This is a genomic window from Sphingoaurantiacus capsulatus (genome assembly GCF_042648405.1).
Taxonomy (GTDB): domain Bacteria; phylum Pseudomonadota; class Alphaproteobacteria; order Sphingomonadales; family Sphingomonadaceae; genus Sphingoaurantiacus; species Sphingoaurantiacus capsulatus.
Genome location: NZ_JBHRXV010000011.1, coordinates 424,270 through 444,151 on the forward strand (window position 1 = coordinate 424,270; position 19,882 = coordinate 444,151).

General features: G+C 66.9%; 21 protein-coding genes. 11 read left to right on the forward strand and 10 right to left on the reverse strand.

Going from position 1 to position 19,882, the window contains the following annotated elements; all coding sequences use genetic code 11:
* Positions 1-63: 63 nt before the first annotated feature.
* The gene (locus tag ACFOMD_RS14300) at positions 64-771 is read left to right on the forward strand and encodes an SDR family NAD(P)-dependent oxidoreductase (RefSeq protein WP_380862536.1); all 708 of its coding nucleotides are present in this window, start codon (positions 64-66) and stop codon (positions 769-771) included.
* A gap of 114 nt (positions 772-885) precedes the next feature.
* Here the strand turns inward: ACFOMD_RS14300 and ACFOMD_RS14305 are convergent, their stop codons facing one another.
* Positions 886-1,863 (reverse strand): NADPH:quinone oxidoreductase family protein, encoded by a 978-nt coding sequence (locus ACFOMD_RS14305; protein ID WP_380862538.1) that lies wholly within the window; start codon positions 1,861-1,863, stop codon positions 886-888.
* 59 nt (positions 1,864-1,922) lie between these two features.
* On the opposite strand from ACFOMD_RS14305, the gene ACFOMD_RS14310 reads away from it, so the two are divergent.
* Positions 1,923-2,957, forward strand: a complete 1,035-nt coding sequence (locus tag ACFOMD_RS14310; RefSeq protein WP_380862540.1) for a 2-dehydropantoate 2-reductase — start codon at positions 1,923-1,925, stop codon at positions 2,955-2,957.
* Here ACFOMD_RS14310 and ACFOMD_RS14315 read toward each other — a convergent pair.
* Positions 2,921-3,826 carry a hydrogen peroxide-inducible genes activator gene (locus ACFOMD_RS14315; RefSeq protein ID WP_380863451.1) on the reverse strand — a complete coding sequence of 302 codons (906 nt, stop codon included), beginning with the start codon at positions 3,824-3,826 and terminating at the stop codon, positions 2,921-2,923. The genes ACFOMD_RS14310 and ACFOMD_RS14315 overlap by 37 nt on opposite strands.
* A 108-nt stretch (positions 3,827-3,934) precedes the next feature.
* Here ACFOMD_RS14315 and ACFOMD_RS14320 point away from each other — a divergent pair, with 108 nt between their 5' ends.
* On the forward strand, positions 3,935-4,477 hold the full coding sequence (locus tag ACFOMD_RS14320; protein ID WP_380862542.1) for a peroxiredoxin: 543 nt from the start codon (positions 3,935-3,937) through the stop codon (positions 4,475-4,477).
* Between the two features lie 141 nt (positions 4,478-4,618).
* A complete protein-coding gene (locus tag ACFOMD_RS14325) occupies positions 4,619-5,140 on the forward strand; it encodes a carboxymuconolactone decarboxylase family protein (protein WP_380862544.1) in 522 nt (173 codons plus the stop codon).
* Between the two features lie 3 nt (positions 5,141-5,143).
* Here the strand turns inward: ACFOMD_RS14325 and ACFOMD_RS14330 are convergent, their stop codons facing one another.
* Positions 5,144-5,887, reverse strand: a complete 744-nt coding sequence (locus tag ACFOMD_RS14330) for a sulfite exporter TauE/SafE family protein (RefSeq protein ID WP_380862546.1) — start codon at positions 5,885-5,887, stop codon at positions 5,144-5,146.
* 143 nt (positions 5,888-6,030) lie between these two features.
* Positions 6,031-6,681: a PRC-barrel domain-containing protein gene (locus ACFOMD_RS14335; protein WP_380862548.1), complete on the reverse strand. Its 651-nt coding sequence runs from the start codon at positions 6,679-6,681 to the stop codon at positions 6,031-6,033.
* A 131-nt stretch (positions 6,682-6,812) separates the two neighbouring features.
* Between ACFOMD_RS14335 and cysE the strand changes: the two genes are divergently transcribed.
* From cysE to ACFOMD_RS14350, 3 genes are read left to right on the forward strand one after another with little or no spacing between them, the layout of a single operon-like run.
* Positions 6,813-7,496, forward strand: coding sequence for a serine O-acetyltransferase (cysE, locus tag ACFOMD_RS14340; RefSeq protein ID WP_380862550.1), 684 nt, complete (start codon positions 6,813-6,815; stop codon positions 7,494-7,496).
* Between the two features lie 11 nt (positions 7,497-7,507).
* Positions 7,508-7,852, forward strand: a complete 345-nt coding sequence (locus tag ACFOMD_RS14345; RefSeq protein WP_380862552.1) for a DUF2794 domain-containing protein — start codon at positions 7,508-7,510, stop codon at positions 7,850-7,852.
* Positions 7,853-7,858: 6 nt separating this feature from the next.
* Entirely contained in the window at positions 7,859-8,077 is a 219-nt protein-coding gene (locus tag ACFOMD_RS14350; protein ID WP_380862554.1) for a hypothetical protein, read from the forward strand.
* A 54-nt stretch (positions 8,078-8,131) separates the two neighbouring features.
* Here the strand turns inward: ACFOMD_RS14350 and rpsD are convergent, their stop codons facing one another.
* Positions 8,132-8,743 carry a 30S ribosomal protein S4 gene (gene rpsD, locus ACFOMD_RS14355; protein ID WP_380862556.1) on the reverse strand — a complete coding sequence of 204 codons (612 nt, stop codon included), beginning with the start codon at positions 8,741-8,743 and terminating at the stop codon, positions 8,132-8,134.
* A gap of 255 nt (positions 8,744-8,998) precedes the next feature.
* Here rpsD and ACFOMD_RS14360 point away from each other — a divergent pair, with 255 nt between their 5' ends.
* Positions 8,999-10,987 carry an alpha/beta hydrolase family protein gene (locus ACFOMD_RS14360; protein ID WP_380862558.1) on the forward strand — a complete coding sequence of 663 codons (1,989 nt, stop codon included), beginning with the start codon at positions 8,999-9,001 and terminating at the stop codon, positions 10,985-10,987.
* 9 nt (positions 10,988-10,996) lie between these two features.
* Positions 10,997-12,925: an alpha/beta hydrolase family protein gene (locus ACFOMD_RS14365; RefSeq protein WP_380862560.1), complete on the forward strand. Its 1,929-nt coding sequence runs from the start codon at positions 10,997-10,999 to the stop codon at positions 12,923-12,925.
* Positions 12,926-12,928: 3 nt separating this feature from the next.
* Here ACFOMD_RS14365 and ACFOMD_RS14370 read toward each other — a convergent pair whose 3' ends face one another.
* The 5 genes from ACFOMD_RS14370 to ACFOMD_RS14390 form a co-directional block, all read right to left on the reverse strand.
* A complete protein-coding gene (locus ACFOMD_RS14370; RefSeq protein WP_380862562.1) occupies positions 12,929-13,672 on the reverse strand; it encodes an RNA methyltransferase in 744 nt (247 codons plus the stop codon).
* A 135-nt stretch (positions 13,673-13,807) separates the two neighbouring features.
* Positions 13,808-14,305, reverse strand: coding sequence for a transcriptional regulator NrdR (nrdR, locus tag ACFOMD_RS14375; RefSeq protein WP_380862564.1), 498 nt, complete (start codon positions 14,303-14,305; stop codon positions 13,808-13,810).
* A gap of 9 nt (positions 14,306-14,314) precedes the next feature.
* Positions 14,315-15,619 (reverse strand): serine hydroxymethyltransferase, encoded by a 1,305-nt coding sequence (gene glyA, locus ACFOMD_RS14380; RefSeq protein WP_380862566.1) that lies wholly within the window; start codon positions 15,617-15,619, stop codon positions 14,315-14,317.
* Positions 15,616-16,077: a ribose 5-phosphate isomerase B gene (rpiB, locus tag ACFOMD_RS14385; RefSeq protein WP_380862568.1), complete on the reverse strand. Its 462-nt coding sequence runs from the start codon at positions 16,075-16,077 to the stop codon at positions 15,616-15,618. Before rpiB ends, glyA begins: the two co-directional genes overlap by 4 nt.
* A gap of 455 nt (positions 16,078-16,532) precedes the next feature.
* Complete coding sequence (locus ACFOMD_RS14390) at positions 16,533-16,937, reverse strand: hypothetical protein (protein WP_380862570.1); 405 nt, start codon at positions 16,935-16,937, stop codon at positions 16,533-16,535.
* Positions 16,938-17,269: 332 nt separating this feature from the next.
* Between ACFOMD_RS14390 and ACFOMD_RS14395 the strand changes: the two genes are divergently transcribed.
* A complete protein-coding gene (locus ACFOMD_RS14395; protein WP_380862572.1) occupies positions 17,270-17,719 on the forward strand; it encodes a hypothetical protein in 450 nt (149 codons plus the stop codon).
* A gap of 18 nt (positions 17,720-17,737) precedes the next feature.
* A complete protein-coding gene (locus tag ACFOMD_RS14400) occupies positions 17,738-19,834 on the forward strand; it encodes a M10 family metallopeptidase C-terminal domain-containing protein (RefSeq protein WP_380862574.1) in 2,097 nt (698 codons plus the stop codon).
* Positions 19,835-19,882 lie beyond the last annotated feature (48 nt).

The following is a 19,882-nucleotide window of genomic DNA, read 5'->3' on the forward strand; positions in this document are numbered from 1 at the left end:
TGGGGGGTTGGGTTGAGCGCGGCTGCGGCCTACACGGCGTGCAATTCACGACTTGAGGACGCCATGACGACTCACATTCTGGTCACCGGCAGCACGCGCGGCATCGGCGCGGCGATCGTTGCTGCGCTCGGCAGCGACGCGCGCGTCGTCGGCCACGGCAGCAGCACCCGCGACGGCGTCATCGGCGAAGACCTCGCGCAGGCGGGCGCCGGCGATCGGCTGTGGGATGCGGCCCTGACTGCGCTCGACGGCCGGATCGACGTGCTGGTGAACAATGCCGGCGTGTTCGAGGAGGCGCCGGTCGACCTGCCCGCCGACGACTGGCAGGCGCAATGGGCGCGGACGATGGCGATCAACCTGCAAGCCGCCGCCGACCTCTGCCGCCGCGCCGTTCTGCATTTCCGCGAGCGCGGCACGGGCGGTCGCATCGTCAACGTCGCCAGCCGCGCCGCCTATCGTGGCGATTCGCCGGCGCACTGGCATTATGCGGCGGCGAAGGCCGGCATGGTCGGCATGACCAAGTCGATCGCCCGCGGCTTTGCCCGCGAGAATATCCTCGCCTTCACGGTGACGCCGGGCTTCGTGATGACCGGCATGGCCGACGACTATCTGGCGAGCCGCGGTGGCGACAAGCTGCTGGCGGACATCCCGCTGGGCCGCGTCGCCATGCCCGACGAGGTGGCGAGCGCGGTGCGGTACCTCGCGCTGGAGGCGCCGGCGTCGATGACCGGTGCGGTGATCGATATCAACGGGGCGAGCTTCGTTCGATAGGCCGTCCCTCACCTCACCCCAAACGTCATACCGGCGAAAGCCGGTATCCAGACCGATCGTTGGACTGGATACCGGCTTTCGCCGGTATGACGAATGAGGGTGCGCGAGCGGTCGTCACGCGACCGTCAGGACCACCTTCCCCTTGGCCTTGCGGTCCATCATCCAGCGGATCGCCTTGGGGCCATCGTCGAGGCTGAAATGCTCGCTGACATGCGGCTTCAGCTTGCCTTCCGAATACCAGGTCAGCAACTCGCGCATGTTGTCGGCGTGCACCTTGGGTTCGACGCCGGTGAACATGCCCCAGAACACGCCGACGATCGACGCGCCCTTGATGAGCGCGAGGTTGAGCGGGAGCTTGGGGATTTCGCCGGCGGCGAAGCCGACGACGAGGTAGCGGCCGTTCCAGCCGATCGAGCGGAACGCCGGCTCGGCATATTTGTCGCCGATCGGGTCGTAGATGACGTCGGGCCCCTTGCCGCCGGTGGCGCGCTTGATGCCCTCGCGCAGATCCTCGGTCGAATAGTTGATCACCTCGTCGGCGCCGTACTGCTTGCACAGTTCGAGCTTCTCGTCGGTCGAGGCGGCGGCAATGACGCGCGCGCCCATCACCTTGCCGAGTTCGACCGCCGTCAGTCCGACGCCGCCCGCCGCGCCCAGCACCAGCAGGGTTTCGCCCGGCTGCAGCCGCGCGCGCTGCTTCAGCGCGTGGTGCGAGGTGCCGTAGGTCATGGTGAAGCCGGCGGCGACGTCATAGGGCATGTCGCCGATGATCGGGATGACGCGGCTTTCGCCTGCCACCACATATTCGGCGAAGGCGCCGTGGCCGGTCATCACGATGACCCGGTCGCCGACCTTCACCGACGAGACCCCCTCGCCCACCTTGTCGACGACGCCCGACGCCTCGCCGCCCGGCGAGAAGGGCCGCGGCGGCTTGAACTGATATTTGTCCTCGATAATCAGCGTATCGGGGAAGTTGACGCCTGCGGCATGCACCTTCACCCGCACCTCGCCCTTGCCCGGCTCCGGCGTCGGCACGTCCTTGACCACCAGGCTCTCGGGCGGTCCTACCACCTCGGAAAGGACAGCTTTCATTCAGGGCTCCCATCTCGCTTGTATCGCGCGCTAGGATAGCGACGAGCGGAAGGGTGCCAATGGATAAAGCTGCTAGCGCGAAGATCGCGGTGCTCGGCGCCGGGCTGATCGGCACCTATGTCGGCGGGAGGCTCGCCGCCGCGGGCGCCGATGTGACGTTGATCGGCCGGCCGCGCGTACTCGACGATCTGCGTGCCAACGGCCTGCGCATCACCGATCTGCACGGCGCCGACATCGCGGTGCCCGCCGAGCGGCTGACCTTGACCGACAACGCGGGAGCGCTGGCCGGCGTGGACTTCATCCTGTTGACGGTGAAGAGCCCCGGCACCGAGGAGGCCGCGGCGCAGATTGCTGCCCACGCCAGGCCCGGTACGGTGATCCTTTCGCTGCAGAACGGCGTGTCGAACGCCGACCAGTTGCGCGGGCTGTTGCCGGCGATGACGGTGGTCGCCGGCATGGTGCCGTTCAACGTCGCCCAGCCCGGCCCTGGCCATTATCATCAGGGCACCGGCTCCGATCTTAAGGCCGAGGATGTGCCGGCAATCGCGGCCTATGCGCCGTTGTTTGCCGCCGCTGGCCTGCCGCTGTCACTCTCGCCCGACATGCCGGGTGTGATGTGGGGCAAGCTGGTGATCAACCTCAACAACGCGATCAACGCGCTGTCGGGGCAGACCTTGCTGATGCAGCTCATGCAGCGCGACTACCGCCGCTGCGTGTCGCTCTGCCAACATGAGGCGCTGAAGCTGCTGCGCAAGGAGGGCATAAAGCCCGCGAAGGTGCTGGCGCTGCCGACCAGCTTCATGCCGTATATCATGGCGTTGCCCGACCCGCTCTACCGCAAAGCGATGGCGCGCGGCGGCACGCGGATCGACAAGCACGCCCGCTCCTCGATGGCCGACGACCTGTCGCAAGGCCGGCTCACCGAGGTGGATTACCTCAACGGCGAGGTCGTCGCACTGGCGGCGAAGCTCGGCCGCAAGGCGCCGGTCAATGCGCGAGTGGTCGAGCTGGTGCGCGCGGCGGAAGGTGGCGCGAAGCCGTGGGCGGCGGCCGACCTCTACCGCGAGCTGGCAGACGCGCGCTCGAGGGCCTGAGCCAGCATCCGGAACTCCTCGCCGCGCGGGCTGCTCGTTCGCCACACCAGCGCGATGTCGCGATAGGCGTGCTGCGCCTCCAGCGGCCGGGCGATGACGTCGGTGCCGTTGAGGATGCCCGCGTCGAGCGCCATCTTCGGCAGCAGGGTCAGCCCGAGCTTGTTGTCGACCATCTGGACCAGCGTGTGCAGCGAGGTGCCGAGGATCGCCGCCTCGGCGCGCAGTTCGGGGCGATTGCAGGCGGACAGCACCTGGTCCTTCAGGCAATGCCCGTCCTCGAGCAGCAGCAGCCGCGCCTCGTCGATCGCGGCGGGCGGCACGTTGGGCTCGCCCTCGACCGGCTCTTCCTTGTGGAAGGCGACGTAGAAGCTGTCCTCGAACAGCACCGCCTTGGTGATGTCGCCGCAGCCATAGGGCAGCGCCAGCAGCACGCAGTCGAGCAGGCCGCGGGCCAGCGCCTCGCAGGCCATGCCGCTGGTCTCTTCGCGCAGATAGAGCTTCAGGTCGGGATATTCGCGGCGCAGCGTCGGCAGCACGCGCGGCAGGAAGAAAGGCGCGATCGTCGGGATGACGCCGAGGCGCAGCTCGCCCGACAGCGGCTTCGCCGAGGCGCGCACCGCTTCAGCCAATTCCTCCGCCTCGTGCAGCACGCGATAGGCCTTGGCGACGACCCGCTCGCCCAGCGGGGTGAAGCGCACCACCCGGCGGGTGCGCTCGACGAGCGTTGCACCTAACAAGGTCTCCAGTTCGCGCAGGCCCGACGACAGCGTCGACTGGGTCACGAAGCAGGCATCGGCGGCGCGGCCGAAATGGCCGTGCTGATGCAGCGCGATCAGATATTGGAGTTGCTTAAGGGTCGGCAAAATCATCATCGAACCAATCGATCAACTGTCTCGGAATAATCTATTGGATTGATGAGAATGCGCAAGGCATATGCCCCACACCAAGTTTCACCCCGCACCTAGGAGCGAGCATTCATGCTTACCGTTGGCGACAAGCTTCCCGAATTCACCGTCCCCTCGCAGCAGGGCGTCGACGCGCTGCCGAACGGCGAGACGCTCAGCCATGACGCCTTCTCGGGCAAGTGGAAGATTCTGTTCTGGTGGCCGAAGGACTTCACCTTCGTCTGCCCGACCGAAATCCTCGGCTACAACGAGCTGGCGCAGGACTTCGCCGACCGTGACGCGGTGCTGATCGGCGCCTCGACCGACACCGACTTCGTCCACTTCGCCTGGCGCAAGTCGGACGAGCGCCTCGCTGCCTGCAACTTCCCGTGGCTGGCCGACAACAAGCAGGAACTCGCGCGTGCCCTCGGCGTGCTCCACAAGGATGCCGGTGTTGCGCTGCGCGCCACGTTCATCATCGACCCCGAGAACACCATCCAGCATGTGACGGTCAACGGCCTCGATGTCGGCCGCAATCCGCAGGAGACGCTGCGCGTTCTCGACGCGCTGCAGACCGACGAGCTGTGCCCGTGCAACTGGAACCAGGGCGAAGAGGTGTTGAAGCCGGCTGCGTAAGGCGTAGCGCGGCGCGCCCGTAGCGCCGCGAATGCCCCGGCATTCGTCAGCTACGGGCCGACTCGCGCAAGCCCGGCCGGCGGCTTTCAAGCCGACCGACGGCGCGGCTTTGCCGCGCCGTTTTCATAAGGAGTGCATAAAATGTCCCTGAACGATCTCGCGCGCACCCTTCCCGACTTCGCGAAGGACCAGCGCCTCAACATCTCGTCGCTGCTCCAGGAGCAGGGCCTGACCGACCAGCAGAAGTACGGCACCTTCATCGCCTGCGCGCATGCGACCGGCCATGGCGCCACCATCGCGGCGGCGGAAGCCGAGGCCGAGGGCAAGCTGTCCGAAGCCGCGCTGACCGCGGCGAAGGCGGCGGCGTCGATCATGGCGATGAACAACATCTACTACCGGTTCGTGCACCTCGCCTCGAACAAGGAGTACGGCACCCTCCCCGCCCGCCTGCGCATGAACGTCATCGGCGCGCCGGGGATCGATAAGGCCGACTTCGAGCTCTACAGCCTCGCGGTCTCCGCCATCAACGGCTGCGGCATGTGCATCGATTCGCACGAGAAAGTGCTGCGCGATCACGGCGTGTCGACGCAGACGATCCAGACCTCGGTGCGCATCGCCTCGGTGGTTCACGCGGTGGCGAAGACGCTTCAGGCCACGACCTGAGCCTTAGCTCAGCGCCTTGAAGATCCCGTAGCCGCTGGTCGCGATCAGCACGATACCGACAAGGATCATCAGGGTACGCGCCGGAATGCGTTTGGCGAGCAGCGCTCCGAAGGGCGCTGCCGCCACCCCGCCGATCAGCAGACCGATCGTCGCGGTGGTGATCACCTCCCACCCCAGATGCGTGATGAACGCGATCGAGGTGGCGAGCGCGATGAAGAATTCCGATGAATTGACGGTGCCGATGGTCTTGCGCGGATCACCGCCCTGCACCAGCAGATTGCCGGTCACCACCGGTCCCCAGCCGCCGCCGCCCGCCGCATCGAGGAAACCGCCGACGAGGCCGAGCGGCGCCACCACCTTCGGGCTCTTCGCCTGCGGCAGCGGCCGGAACGCCTTGTAGAGCAGGATGCCACCGATCGCCGTCAGATAGGCGAGCACGAACGGCTTCGCGACATCGGCCGGCAGGTTGGTCAGCACATAGGCGCCGAGCACGCCGCCGATGACACCGGGCAGCACGAGGCGCCGGAACAGCTTCCAGTCGATGTTGCCGTGGAGCGCGTGACTGATCCCCGACACGCCGGTGGTCACGCATTCGACGGCATGGACGCCCGCCGAGGCGACCCTTGGCGGCACGCCGACCGCGATCAGCATCGTGCTGGAAATGACCCCGAATGCCATGCCGAGCGCGCCATCAATGAGCTGCGCGGCAAAGCCGATGGCGATGAAGGTAACAAGATCGAATTCCACGCGCCCCCGGCAGGTCTGATTTTAATGGCGCGTTGTCCCGCGAACCCCGCTTACCCTACAAGGTAGAAAGAGTATCGCGCCTGAAACGAGCCCTTAGCGACGAAGCGGGCGGAAGGTGGGACACCCTCCGTCCGCTCGCGCGCTTAGTAACGCATCGGTGTGACGAACGAGACGCCGTAATAGTCGTAGATCGCCGGCCCGGCCTTGCCATAGTCGAGCGCGTCCAGCTCCTCGCGACTATAGTGCGGCGCCGCGCGCAGCTGGTCGACGGTATGACCGATGTTGTACCCGCCCTTCGCCTCGTCATAGGTCAGCGCGTCCCACGGCAGCGGGTGATAGCGCTCGCCGATCCCGAGGAAACCGCCGAAGCTCATCACGGCATAGGCGACGCGACCCGAGATCTTGTGGAGCATCACCGAATGGATGCTGCCGAGCTTCTCGCCGCCGCTGTTGTAGACGGCGGTGTCGACCACCTTGTCCGACGCGATCAGCTTGCCGGTCTCGTCGGCGGCGAGCCGCCCGCTCTGGTCGCGGCCCAGACCGTCGCGGTTGTCGCCGGGTTCGCGGCGATCGTCGGCCTTGGGCGCGGTGCCCGGAAGTGTGCCGTCCGGGTTGAGGTCGGTGGCGTGGCGGCCGTCGAGCAGCTTGTCGTCGCCGAGGCGGTCGTCATCATAATCGGCGCTGCGGCCCTGCGTGTCGAAGCCGGTCTGGCTGCGGGTCAAGGAGGTGTCGTCACGCTGGGGCGCCGCGCCGCGGCCTTCGAAGCCAGCGCCGGAATTCTTGTTCTCGTTCATGGCGGATCCTTCCCGTTGGTCGATGGGTCGTGGTCGTTCAACGAAGCGTCCGCACTGCCCGTTCCGGCAGGACTGGCGGCGCGCCGTGGATGCGCCTACATGTGCGTTGCAAAGGACAACCGGAGGCGGGCGTGGTTGCACCCCTGTTCGCGTATCTCGACTCGATCAAGGCTCGCGATCCCGCGCCGCGGACGCGCTGGGAGGTGCTGTTGTACCCCGGCGTGCACGCCGTGGCGCTGCACCGCGTCGCCAACTGGTTGTTTCGCGGCGAGCTCTATTTCCTCGCGCGCTTCGTCAATCACATCGCCCGCCTGCTGACCGGCATCGACATCCATCCGGGCGCGAAGCTCGGCCAGCGGCTGTTCATCGACCATGGCCAGGGCGTGGTGATCGGCGAAACCGCGATCATCGGCGACGATGTCACCATCTACCAGTCGGTGACGCTCGGCGGCACCGACCCCACCAACGGCATCGCCGGCAAGCGCCACCCGACCCTTGAGGACGGCGTCATCGTCGGTTCGGGCGCGGCGGTGCTCGGCCCGATTGTTGTCGGTATGCGCGCGCGCATCGGCGCCAATTCGGTAGTGACGCGCGACGTGCCCGAAGGCGCGACGATGGTCGGCATCCCGGCACGGGCGACGCTCGTCGACGCCGAGGACTATGCCAAGCCCTTCGTCCCTTACGGCACCCCCTGCAACGAGGCCTGCGACCCGCAGGTGCAGCGCCTCGAAGGACTGAAGGCCGAGGTCGAGCAACTGACCCGCCGGCTGGCCGAGTTGACGCAAGAGACTGGACCGCAGCGCAAACGTGGGTAACCTAGGGGGTGATGAGTAACGTCACCCCGTTCGTCCTTCCGGCGCGGGCCGCGGCGCAGGTGGTTTTCGACCGCGCCGAGCTGAACGCCATCCTCAACATCTACGGCCGGCTGGTCGCTGCGGGCGAATGGCGCGACTATGCCATCGCGATGGACCGCGACGCGGCGGTCTTCTCCTGCTTCCGCCGCGCCTCCGAACGCCCCGAGGCGCAGGTGGTCAAGCGCCCCGCCCTGCGCAACAAGCAGGGCATGTTCGCGCTGATCGGCGAAGGCGGCGCGGTGCTGAAGCGTGGCCACGAGCTGAGCTCGGTCCTCGCCCCGCTCGAACGGCGGCTGATGAAACTGGTCGAGGCGTAACGCCCGATGCAACCCGAAGACGAGACCGTGCCGCCGGCGCGCGGCAACCGAACCTTGCGGATCGTCGCCCTGGTGATGTGGCTGACCATTACCGCGCTTCATGCCGCGGTGATCATCCTCGGCGCCAAGTTCGGCGGCATCGAGGGTGCGCTGATCGGCGGGGTGTTCGCATTCCTCTTCTGGGCGCCGCTCACCCGGACGATGATCACTTACATGCGCCGCTAACGAAAAAGGGCGCGGAGATCGCTCTCCACGCCCTTTTCGAAACGGCTGAACCGTTTAGCGCGAGTAGAACTCGACGACCAGGTTCGGCTCCATCTTCACCGGGTACGGCACCTCGTCAAGCGTCGGGACGCGGACGTAGGTCGCCTTGAAGCCGTCGGCCTGGACGTACTCGGGCACGTCACGCTCCGACAGCGCCTGCGCTTCGAGCACCAGCACCATCTCGCGACCCTTGGCGCCGACTTCGACGACGTCGCCCGGCTTCACGCGCGCCGACGCGATATTGGTGCGGCGGCCGTTGACGAGGATGTGGCCGTGGTTGACCAGCTGGCGCGCCGACCACACGGTCGGGGCGAACTTGGCGCGGTACACGACCATCGCGAGGCGCTGCTCGAGCAGGCCGATCAAATTCTCGGCGGTGTTGCCCTTCACGCGCACCGCTTCGGCGTAAACCTTGCGGAACTGCTTCTCGGTGACGTCGCCGTAATAGCCCTTGAGCTTCTGCTTGGCGCGCAGCTGCACGCCGAAGTCCGAAAGCTTGCCCTTGCGGCGCTGGCCGTGCTGGCCCGGGCCGTATTCGCGCTTGTTGACCGGCGACTTCGGGCGGCCCCAGATGTTCTCGCCCATGCGGCGATCGAGCTTGTACTTGGCGTTCGTACGCTTCGACATATCTTCTCCAACTCGCAAAAGCCGTGCCTCGACCGCGGCGCTGAACGAGCGCTGCACCCTACCGCTCGGCAGAAATCCCGGAATCGCGCCGCCGGACCAAGAATATCCGACGCGGCCACCGCTTCACCGGGGTGCGGGGCCAATTGCGAGCGGGCTACATAGCGGCTTTGCCCAAAAGATCAATCCCGGCGGTCGCCGGGGATTGCCTCCGCGTGCCGTGGCGATAGCATGCCCATGTCTCTGGGGGGAAACATCATGTCGCGATTCATCACCCGCGCCGCGCTGGTGGCGCTTGTCACCGGTACGCTTGCCGCGCCAGCCCAAGCCCAAATGGCGGACCTTGCTGTCAAATTCGGTGCGCGCGAGGCATTCAACGGTGTCGCGCTGTCGCCCGACGGCAGCCGGATTTCCTATCTCAACCCCGTGGCGGGCCGGGCGACGGCCGTGGTGGTGGTCGACATCAAGAGCGGCGCGATGAAGCCGGTGCTGTCCACGTCCGATCCCAACATGCGCATCAACTGGTGCGACTGGATCAAGATGGACCGCATCGCCTGCCAGATGAGCGGCGAGCGGCGCGACATCGGCGACAATTTCGGCATCTCGCGGATGATCGCGGTCAATGCCGACGGCAGCGAGATGAAGGAGATCGGTGCGCGGCAGACCGCGCGCGCCGTCGGCGTCAATTCCTATGGCGGCACCATCATCGACTATCTGCCCGACGATCCCGACAACATTCTGATGGAAGTCTACAAGCTGCCCGAGGAAAGCGTCGGCACCCTGAAGGCCGATACCGAGGGCGGGCTGACCGTGGTGTCGATCAACTCCCGCACCGGCCGTTCGCGCACCGTCGAGGGCGCCGTGCCCAATGGCGGCGATTTCATGAGCGACCGCCGCGGTCGCGTGCGGCTGCGCTCGCTCGCCGAGATGAAGGATACCGCAAGCTACACCAGCTATTCGTCGGGCACCTACCGCTGGTTCTACCGGCCGAAGACCAGCAACAACTGGGTGCCGCTCGGCATCAGCAATGCGCGCGATGTCAGCACGCTCGAAGTGCTGGGCTTCGACGAAAGCGGAGACAATATCCTCGCGCTGAAGCCGCACAACGGCCGGCAGGCGCTGTTCAAGATCGCCGCCGACGGCAGCAACCGCGAGGAATTGCTGTTCGCGCAGGATCAGGTCGATGTGTCGGGCATCAAGCGGATCGGCAAGTATTTCCGCCCGGTCGGCGCCAATTATTCGAGCGACTACAATCACATCGAATATTTCGACCCAGCGCTGGAAAAGCTCGCCGCCAGCCTGGGCCGCGCGCTCCCCGGCAAGCCCGAGATCAACGTTATCGACGAAACCTGGGACGGGTCGAAGCTGCTGCTGTTCGCCGGCACCGACGTGAACCCCGGCGCCTATTATCTGTTCGACAAGGCGACCAAGTCGCTCGGCAAGCTTTCCGATACCCGTCCCGGCACCGACGGCATGAAGTTCGGCGAGATGACGCCGGTGCGCTACACCGCCCGCGACGGCGCCTCGATCCCCGGCTATCTCACCCTGCCGCCCGGCAAGGACGGCAAGAATCTGCCGACGATCATCCTGCCGCACGGCGGCCCTTCGGCGCGCGACACCTGGGGCTTCGACTGGCTCGTCCAGTATTTCAGCCAACTCGGCTACGCCGTCCTGCAGCCGAACTATCGCGGCTCCGCCGGCTATGGCGAGGCCTGGCTCCAGCAGAACGGCTTCAAGGCGTGGCGCACTTCCATCGGGGACATCAACGACGGCGCGCGCTGGCTGGTGGCGCAAGGTATCGCCGATCCGAAGCGGATGGCGATCTTCGGCTGGAGCTACGGCGGCTATGCGGCGCTGCAGGCCAATGTCGTCGAGCCCGATCTCTACAAGGCGACGATCGCGGTCGCCCCGGTAACCGACCTCTACGAGCTGAAGGAGCAGAGCCGCTATTTCGGTAGCTTCCTCATCAACAAGGACTTCATCGGTGCCGGCCCGCACGTCACCGAAGGCTCGCCGGCAAAGAATGCCGCGGCGATCAAGACGCCGGTGCTGATGTTCCACGGCGACAAGGACCTGAACGTCGATATCCGTCAGGCGAAGCTGATGGAGTCGGCGCTGAAGAGCGCGGGCAAGCCGGTCGAGTTGATCGTCTACCCCAACCTGCAGCACAGCCTGATCGACAGCGGCGCCCGCGCCGACCTGCTGCTGCGCTCGGCCAAGTTCCTCGCGGCGAACGTGCCGCAGTAGGCTAAAGGCATGACGGGTCGCTTCCTCTCCGCCTTGGCTGCGAGCCTGCTTGCAGCCGTGCCCGCCACGGCAGATGAGGCAGCCCTTGCGGCGAAGTTCGGCGCGCGCGAGGCGTTCGACGGCGTGGCACTGTCGCCCGACGGCAAGCGCATCTCTTACCTCAACCCGATCCGCGGCAAGGGAAGCGCGCTCGTCGTCGTCGATCTCGCGACCGGCGATGCGAAGCCGATCATGACCGTCAGCGGCGCGGACTATCAGCTCCGGAGCTGCGACTGGATCAAGATCGATCGCCTCGCCTGCCGCGTGCGCGTCGAGCTGGAGCGATCGGACTTCACCGTGGCGGCGGCGACGACGATCGCCATCGATCCCGACGGCGGCAATCGCCTGGAAATCGGCGACGACGTTCGCTGGGGCCGCTCGCGCGGCGGGCGCATCATCTCGACGCTTCCCGACGACCCCGACGAGATCCTCATGGCGACCAACGGGCCGTGGGGCCTGACCGCGCAGCGCGTCAATGCGCGAACGGGCAAGGCCCGCCCGACGATGGACGAAGAGCGCATGGTGGCCTTCTATGCCGTCGATCCCGCGGGCCGGGTCCGCCTCAAGGGCAATGTCCGCGCGGTCGAAACCGCCAGCGGCGGCTATTATGTCGATCGCCGCTTCCGCTACGCCTATCGCGCCGGCGCCGAAACACAATGGCGCACGCTCGCGGTCGCCGATCTCGGCGCCAACATAACGGTCGATGTCGATGGCTTCGACGAAAGCGGCGCAGCGCTGCTTGTCCTGAAGCCGCATCAAGGCAAGCAGGCGCTGTTTCGTGTCGCCGCCGACGGCAGCGAGCGCGAGGAGCTGATTTTCGCGCATCCCGATGTCGATGTCAGCGGCATCAAGCGCATCGGAAAATACGCCCGCCCCGTTGGCGCGACCTATTCGACCGACTATCAGCATGTCGAATATTTCGACGCCGAGCTGAAGAAGCTGGCCGCCAGTTTGCGCAAGGCGCTGCCGGGCGGCCCGACGATCACCATCGTCGACGAGACCTGGGATCGCACGAAATTGCTGATCCACGCGGGGTCCGATGTCGATCCGGGCGGCTACTATGTCTACGACAAGGCCACGCGGAAGCTCGGCAAGCTGTCGGGGACGCGGCCGGACCTCGACGGCCTGACGCTCGGCGCGATGAAGCCGGTCACCTACACTGCGCGCGATGGCACCTCGATCCCGGGATATCTGACCCTGCCGCCGGGCAAACCGGATGCAACAGGGCTGCCGGCGATCGTCATGCCGCACGGTGGTCCATCGGCGCGCGACACGTGGGGCTTCGACTGGATCGCGCAATATTTCGCGCAACTCGGCTACGCCGTCCTGCAGCCGAACTATCGCGGCTCCGCCGGCTATGGCGATGCCTGGTTCCAGAAGAACGGCTTCCAGTCATGGCCAACGGCGATCGGCGACATCAACGACGGGGCGCGCTGGCTGGTGGCGCAGGGCATCGCCGACCCCAAGCGGCTGGCGATCTTCGGCTGGAGCTACGGCGGCTATGCGGCGCTGCAGGCCAATATCGTCGAGCCCGACCTCTACAAGGCGACGGTCGCGGTGGCGCCAGTCACCGACCTCGTCGCCCTGAAGGCTGAAGCGCGGCGCTATAATTCGCGGCTCGAGCAGAATTTCATCGGTGCCGGCCCGCATGTCGAGCAGGGCTCCCCTGCCCGCCGCGCCGCGGCAATCAAATCGCCGGTGCTCATGTTCCACGGTACGCGCGACCTGAACGTCGATATCGAGCAGGCGCGGCTGATGGCGAAGGCGCTGAAATCGGCGGGCAAGACTCATGAGCTGATCGTCTACGACGGGCTCGAACACAGCCTTGTCGACAATGTCGCGCGAACCGACCTGCTCAAGCGCTCCGCCGACTTCCTGTCGTCGAACCTGCCTCGATAACCGCTAGTCGCGGGGGCGGTTGCCGCGGCGCCCCGCGACGATGGCGTGGACCATGCCACGGAGCGTACGAATCTCGCCGCCGTTGTAGCCGGGCTTCGTCAGCAGGTTGCGCAGCGTGCGCTTCGCCGCGGCGACCCTGCTCGGCACATGATAATAGCCGGCGTCGTCGAGTGCGGCGTCGACCTGGACGATCAGCCCTTCGAGCGTGGCGTGATCGGCCGGCGGCTCATAGTCGGTGACCACCGCCGGGGTGGTATCCGCCGCCTTGTGCCATTCATAGGCGACGAGCAGCACCGCCTGGGCGAGGTTGAGCGACGTGAAGGCCGGGTTGACCGGCACCGTCAGGATGTCCTGCGCGATCGCCACCTCCTCGGTCTCAAGCCCCGAGCGCTCGGCGCCGAACAGCACCGCCTGCTGGAAGCCGCGTGCCCGCATCGCGACAGCCGCGGCTTCGGGCGTCACCACCGGCTTCCACAGGTCGCGCTTGCGCACCGTCGTCGCGTAGATGTGCCGACAGTCGGCGACCGCTTCCTGCACCGTGGCATAGACGCGCGCGTTCGCCAGCACCTCGTCGGCGCCCGAGGCGGCCGGGCCGGCATCGGGGTTGGGCCAGCCGTCGCGCGGCGCCACCAGCCGCAGATCGGTCAGCCCGAAGTTGAGCATGGCACGCGCCGCCTTGCCGATATTCTCGCCGAGCTGCGGGCGAACGAGGACGATGGCGGGGTTGAGGGTGGGAACGTCGTTCATGGAGGCGCCCTTACCTCACATCGTCATCCCCGCGAAGGCGGGGATCCAGTCCACAGCAAATGACTGCCCGCTCCCGCGGGCGCTTCTTGTGTTTCGGACTGGGTCCCCGCCTTCGCGGGGATGACGGGAGGAACGTTAGGTCTTCGCCTTCAGCGCCAGCAGCGGCAGCTCGGGCGCCATCTCGGGCGCGGTCAATGCTTCGGCGACACGCTTGAAGTCCTTCGCCTCGCGGAAGTCCTTGTAGACGCTGGCGTAGCGAATGTAGGCGACGTGATCGAGCGTCGCGAGGCCGTCCATCACCGCTTCGCCGATGCGGCTCGAATCGATGTCGGTGTCGCCGCTCGATTCAAGGCGCCGGACCACGCCCGTCACCAGCCGCTCGATGCGTTCCGGCCCGATGTTGCGCTTGCGGCAAGCCAGTTCGACCGAGCGCGCGAGCTTGTCGCGGTCGAACGCCTCGCGCCGGCTGTTGCCCTTCACCACGATCAGGTCGCGCAAATGCACGCGTTCGAAGGTGGTAAAGCGCGCGCCGCAGGCCGGGCACTGCCGCCGCCGCCGGATCGCGCCGCCATCCTCGGTGGGACGGCTGTCCTTCACCTGGCTGTCGTCATGGGCGCAGAACGGGCAGCGCATCCGCGGAGATTAGCCCAGGTCGGCGTAGATCGGGAAGCGGCGGCAGAGGGCGCGGACCCGGTCGCGCACCTCGGCCTCGACCGCGGCATTGCCCTCCTCGCCATTCTTCGCAAGGCCATCGAGCACGTCGGCGATCATATCGCCGATCGCCGCGAACTCGGCCGGGCCGAAGCCGCGCGTGGTGCCCGCCGGCGAACCGACGCGGATGCCGCTGGTCTTGGTGGGCGGGAGCGGATCGAACGGCACGCCATTCTTGTTGCAGGTGATCGCCGCGCGCTCGAGCGCTTCGTCGGCGTCCTTGCCGGTGATGCCCTTCGGCGTCAGGTCGATCAGCGCGAGGTGGGTGTCGGTGCCGCCGGCGACGACGGCGCAGCCGCGCTCGACCAGCTTTGCCGCCAGCACCTTGGCGTTCTCGACGACGCGGCGGGCATAATCCTTGAACTCCGGCTGCAGCGCCTCACCGAAGGCCACCGCCTTCGCCGCGATCACATGCATCAGCGGCCCGCCCTGCAGGCCGGGGAATACCGCCGAGTTGAGCTTCTTGCCGAGATCCTCGTCGTTCGACAGGATCATGCCGCCGCGCGGGCCGCGCAGCGTCTTGTGCGTCGTCGTGGTCACCACATGCGCGTGCGGCAGCGGCGACGGGTGAACGCCCGCGGCAACGAGCCCGGCGAAATGCGCCATGTCGACGAACAGATAGGCGCCGACCGAATCCGCGATGGCGCGGAAACGCGCGAAGTCGAGCGTGCGCGGATAGGCCGAGCCGCCGGCGATGATGATCTTCGGCTGGTGCTCCTTCGCCAGCGCCTCGACCTGATCGAAGTCGACGAGGTGATCTTCCTGGCGCACGCCATATTGGATGGCGTTGAACCATTTGCCCGACTGGGCGGCGCGAGCGCCGTGCGTCAGGTGGCCGCCGGCGTCGAGGCTCATGCCGAGAATGGTGTCGCCCGGCTTCGCCAGCGCCATCATCACCGCGCCGTTGGCCTGTGCGCCCGAATGCGGCTGCACGTTCACATAGGCGGCGCCGAACAGCTGCTTGGCGCGGTCGATGGCGAGCTGCTCGACCTTATCCGACGGGGCGCAGCCCTGATAATAGCGCTTCCCCGGGTAGCCCTCGGCATATTTGTTGGTGAACACCGAGCCCTGCGCCTCGAGCACCGCGCGGCTGACGATATTCTCCGATGCGATCAGCTCGATCTGTTCCTGCTGACGCTTCAGCTCCTCGCGCACGGCGGTGAACACCGCCGCGTCGCTCTGGCCAAGCGTGTCGGTGAAGAAGCCGTCGTCCTCGTTGGCGGGTCGGGTGCTCATGGGGCGGCCTCCTCGATGCTGGGATGGGAAAGCTTGTCGATGCGGCGCTGGTGGCGGCCGCCAGCGAATTCGGTGGTCAGGAACTGGCGCACGCACTCGCGCGCGATCTCGATGCCGGTGATGCGCGCGCCGAGCGCCAGCACGTTGGCGTCGTTATGCTCGCGCGACAGGCGCGCGACCTCGCCGTGGGTGCACAGCGCGGCGCGGATGCCGGGGTGGCGGTTGGCGGCGATCGAGATGCCGACGCCGCTGCCGCAGATCAGAATGCCGCGCTTCGCACGACCGGTGGCGACGGCGGTGGCCACCGCATAGCCATAGTCGGGATAATCGACCGAGGCGTCGCTGTTGGTGCCCATGTCGAGCACCTCGACATCCATGGCGCGCAGCTCCTCGATCAGCTGGTCTTTCAACTGATAACCGGCGTGATCGGCGCCGATGGCGATCGTTTCACGGGGCACGGGCACCTCGTTTCGGTCTGCGCTGGAAATATGGCGCCTATCTAGTGGATGGCCCCTGCGCTGGCTACCGCCAATTGCGTCTGGGCAGCCACTTTCCCTACTGTATTATCTTGATAATACACGGGGGCGTGCAAATTGATGCTGAAGACCGTTGGTTACGCCCTCGCACTGGCGGTTTCGACCGCCGCCCTGCCCGCCTTGGCGGCCGAGCCGGCGCCCGTCGAGATGCTGAAGCTCGGCGACGCCAACGACTAGCCCGGCGCCGACCTCAACGCCATGTGGTACCTGCGGAACGCCAAGATGTTCGGCAAGATCGCCACCATCGCCCCGGTGACCGGGTGCTGGTGGTGGCGGGGTCCGGGCACAGTTATTGGCTGCGGCATCTCGTGGCCGAGACGCCGGGCTTCAAGCTGATCGACCCGGTCCCCTATCTCACCGGATAGTAGCGGCGCGCGCTACTTCGGACAGTGCCGGCCGACCTCCGACCGCACCGGCCCCAGCGCCCGCTCGACATCCTTGGCGAGCGTCGCGGCGGAGGCGGCGGTAATGAGGTTGGTCGGGCTGACCTTGGCGGCGAAATTGGCCACCGCCGAGATCGCGCTGTCGAGCGCGCGGTCCTGGTTGGTGATGCCGGCGCGCTTCAGGCCGGTCTTCGCCGACATCAGCTTGCTCTGCGCCTCACGCAGATAGCTCGGCCGGGCATTGTCGGACGGCGCGCGGTAGATGTCCGCCACCGCCATGCCCATCTTGTTGCCCGCGTTGAACAGCGCGTTCGGCGAGCACATCTGCGCCGCGGCCGGGACGGCGGCGGTGCCTGCGAGAATGATCGATAACCCTAAGGCGACGCTGAATCGCGTCATGGTGTCCTCCCCTTGACCATGTCGAATGCCGCAACGCCACCCAACCGGCCGGAAGGTGCCGCCCTCGAAAACGGGGCCGCTTGCTTCAGGCTGGCGATACTGTCCGTCACGAAATCGCAAAGCGCAAGCGCCACTCGCATCGTCGCAAATATCCCCGGTTCGGCGCAGACCCGGCTTGACCGGTCGCCGGATCGGGCAGAGTCTTTCCGGTCTGGGTCCGCGCCGATGGGCAATCGGCGCGTCTGGAGTGAGTAAGAGTGTAGATGCGTAAATTGGTTGCTGCCCAACAGGGGGGCGGAAACCGTGTCGTTGCTGACAGGTGTCCCACGACGTTGCGATCCGCAGCGCCGCTCGCTGCCCTGCTGGGAGCAGCCCTGCCCTTCGCCACCGCCGACGCCATGCCGCTGCGCCATGCCGGAGCGCTCGCCGTCAGCTGCCCGATCGCCGGGCTGCCCGCCGCCGCCGCGCCTAAGCTCTGCGCGCAGGTGGCCGAGGCCGCGCGCCGTGGCGCGCCCTTCCCCGTCGCGCTGGCGGCGCGTTCCGACGCTGCGCTGTCGCTGGTCGTCGGCGGCAGTATGCGCGACGGCAAGCTCACGCTCGCCGCACAGCTCCTCCGCCCCGGCCAGCCGCAGGCGGCGGCGCTGACCGCGCCCGCCACGCGAGCCGTTCCGATCAAAGACGAGGCGGCTGTGCGCGCCGCCATCGAAGCGGCCCTTGCCGCCGTGCTGCCCTGGCAGCGGACGGCGCGGTCGCAACCACCACGCGCACCACGAGCAGAGTAAGCAAGGGAGATTGCATCGATGGAGAGGATCAACGGACCCGAGCGCGAGACCGACTGGCCGCGCCGCTTCGAGGATGACTATCCCGTCCGCATCGCCGCCTCGGCCGATCCGAACGCGGGGGGCGCCGCCGCCGGCAAGCCGATCTGGGAGGTCGGCACCATCGAGGACAACCTCGTCCGTTCCGGCTTCAACTGGAGCGTCAACAACAATGGTGAGCTCGACGACAACGAGCTGAGCTTCGGCTTCTGGGAAAACTACGACCAGCTCGCCAGCAGTTATTACGTCAACGCGGAAGGCACGATCGCCTTCGACGAGGCCTATTATCAGGAGTATTTCTCGGTCTTCACGCCGGCGCAGGTCGGCATGGCGACCAAGGCGATCGCGCTGTGGGACGACCTCATCTCGGTGAAGTTCGTCGAAAAGAGCGCCGACGAAGCCGACCTCAACTTCGGCAACACCTACACCGGCGGCGCGCAGGCCTATGCCTATCTGCCGTTCGGCACCGTGAATGACGACTTCTATCAGCAATATGGCTTCGAGAGCGTCCAGGGCCTCGGCGGCGACGTGTGGATCGACGGCTTCGTCGCCTCGAACTTCTCGCCGGTCGGCGACAGCTGGTATTCGCAGACGACAATGATCCACGAGATCGGCCATGCGCTCGGGCTCAGCCACCCCGGCGACTACAACGCCACCGACGACAATGACGGCGATGGCGTTCCCGACCCGATCACCTATGCGAACGACGCCTATTTCTTCCAGGACTCGGCGCAATATTCGATCATGTCGTACTTCGACGCCTATGAGACGGGCGCGCAGCACATCGACTGGAATCTGCTGAGCTTCGGCTATGGCTCGACCCCAGCGGTGCACGACGTGGCGGCGATCCAGGCGCTGTACGGTGCCGACATGACGACGCGCACCGGCGACACGACCTACGGCTTCAACAGCAATGCCGGCCGCTCGGCGTTCGACTTCAGCGCCAACCGGGTGCCGATCGTCACCATCTGGGACGCGGGCGGCACCGACACGCTCGACCTGTCGGGCTACAACTCCGACTCCACCATCGACCTCAACCCTGGCGCCTTCAGCTCGGCGGGTGGGATCGAGCAGTTCAAGACGCTCGCCGAAGTGAATGCCGCCCGCCTCGCCGCCGGGCTGCCGGCGCGCACGCAGGAGCAGTTCGACTTCTACGAGGCGCTGAAGACCGATCTCGGCCTGACCGACGGCCTGTTCCGCGACAATATCGCCATCGCCTATGGCGCGGTGATCGAGAACGCCAAGGGCGGCGGCGGCGATGATCTGCTGATCGCCAACGCGGTCGCCAATTTGCTCGACGGCGGCGACGGCCTCGACGTGGTCAGCTACCGCAGCGCCGACGCCGGCATCTCTGCCTCGCTCGGCAACAACGGCGCGGGCCAGGGCCTTACCGGTGCCGCGGCGGGCGACCGCTACACCAATGTCGAGGGGCTGGAGGGCAGCGACTTCGCCGACCGGCTGTCGGGCGGTAACGGCAGCGACACCTTGCGCGGCCTTGGCGGCAACGACCAGCTCGACGGCGGCAACAGCGATGACACGCTCGACGGCGGCGATGACGACGATCGCCTCGACGGTGGCAACGGCAACGACACGCTGCTCGGCGGCGCCGGCGTCGATACGCTGTCGGGCGGCAATGGCAACGACACGCTCGATGGCGGTGACGGCAACGACCGGATCGAGGGCGGCAACGGCAACGACACGATGCGGGGCGGCGCCGGCGACGATGTCCTCGAAGGCGGCAATGGTGACGACACCCTGCTCGGCGGCGACGGGGCCGATCGCCTCGAAGGCGGCAACGGCAACGACGTGCTGACCGGCGGCGCCGGCAACGACACGCTCGCCGGTGGCAACGGCAACGACCGCTTCATCTTCGCCGCAGACGGCTCGACCGACACCATCCTCGATTTCCGCAGCGGGCAGGACAAGATCGACCTGTCGGCGCTCGGGATCGATGGCGGCGACATCAAGCTGCAGAACGGCAAGCTGTTCGCCGACACCGACAATGACGGCGCGTTCGACGACTTCACCCTCAACGTTCAGGGTGATGCGGTGAAGCCCGCCGACGTGCTGTTCGGCTAACGGAAAGGGGCGCGCCGGTCCTCCCGGCGCGCCCCTTTTTCTGAACTC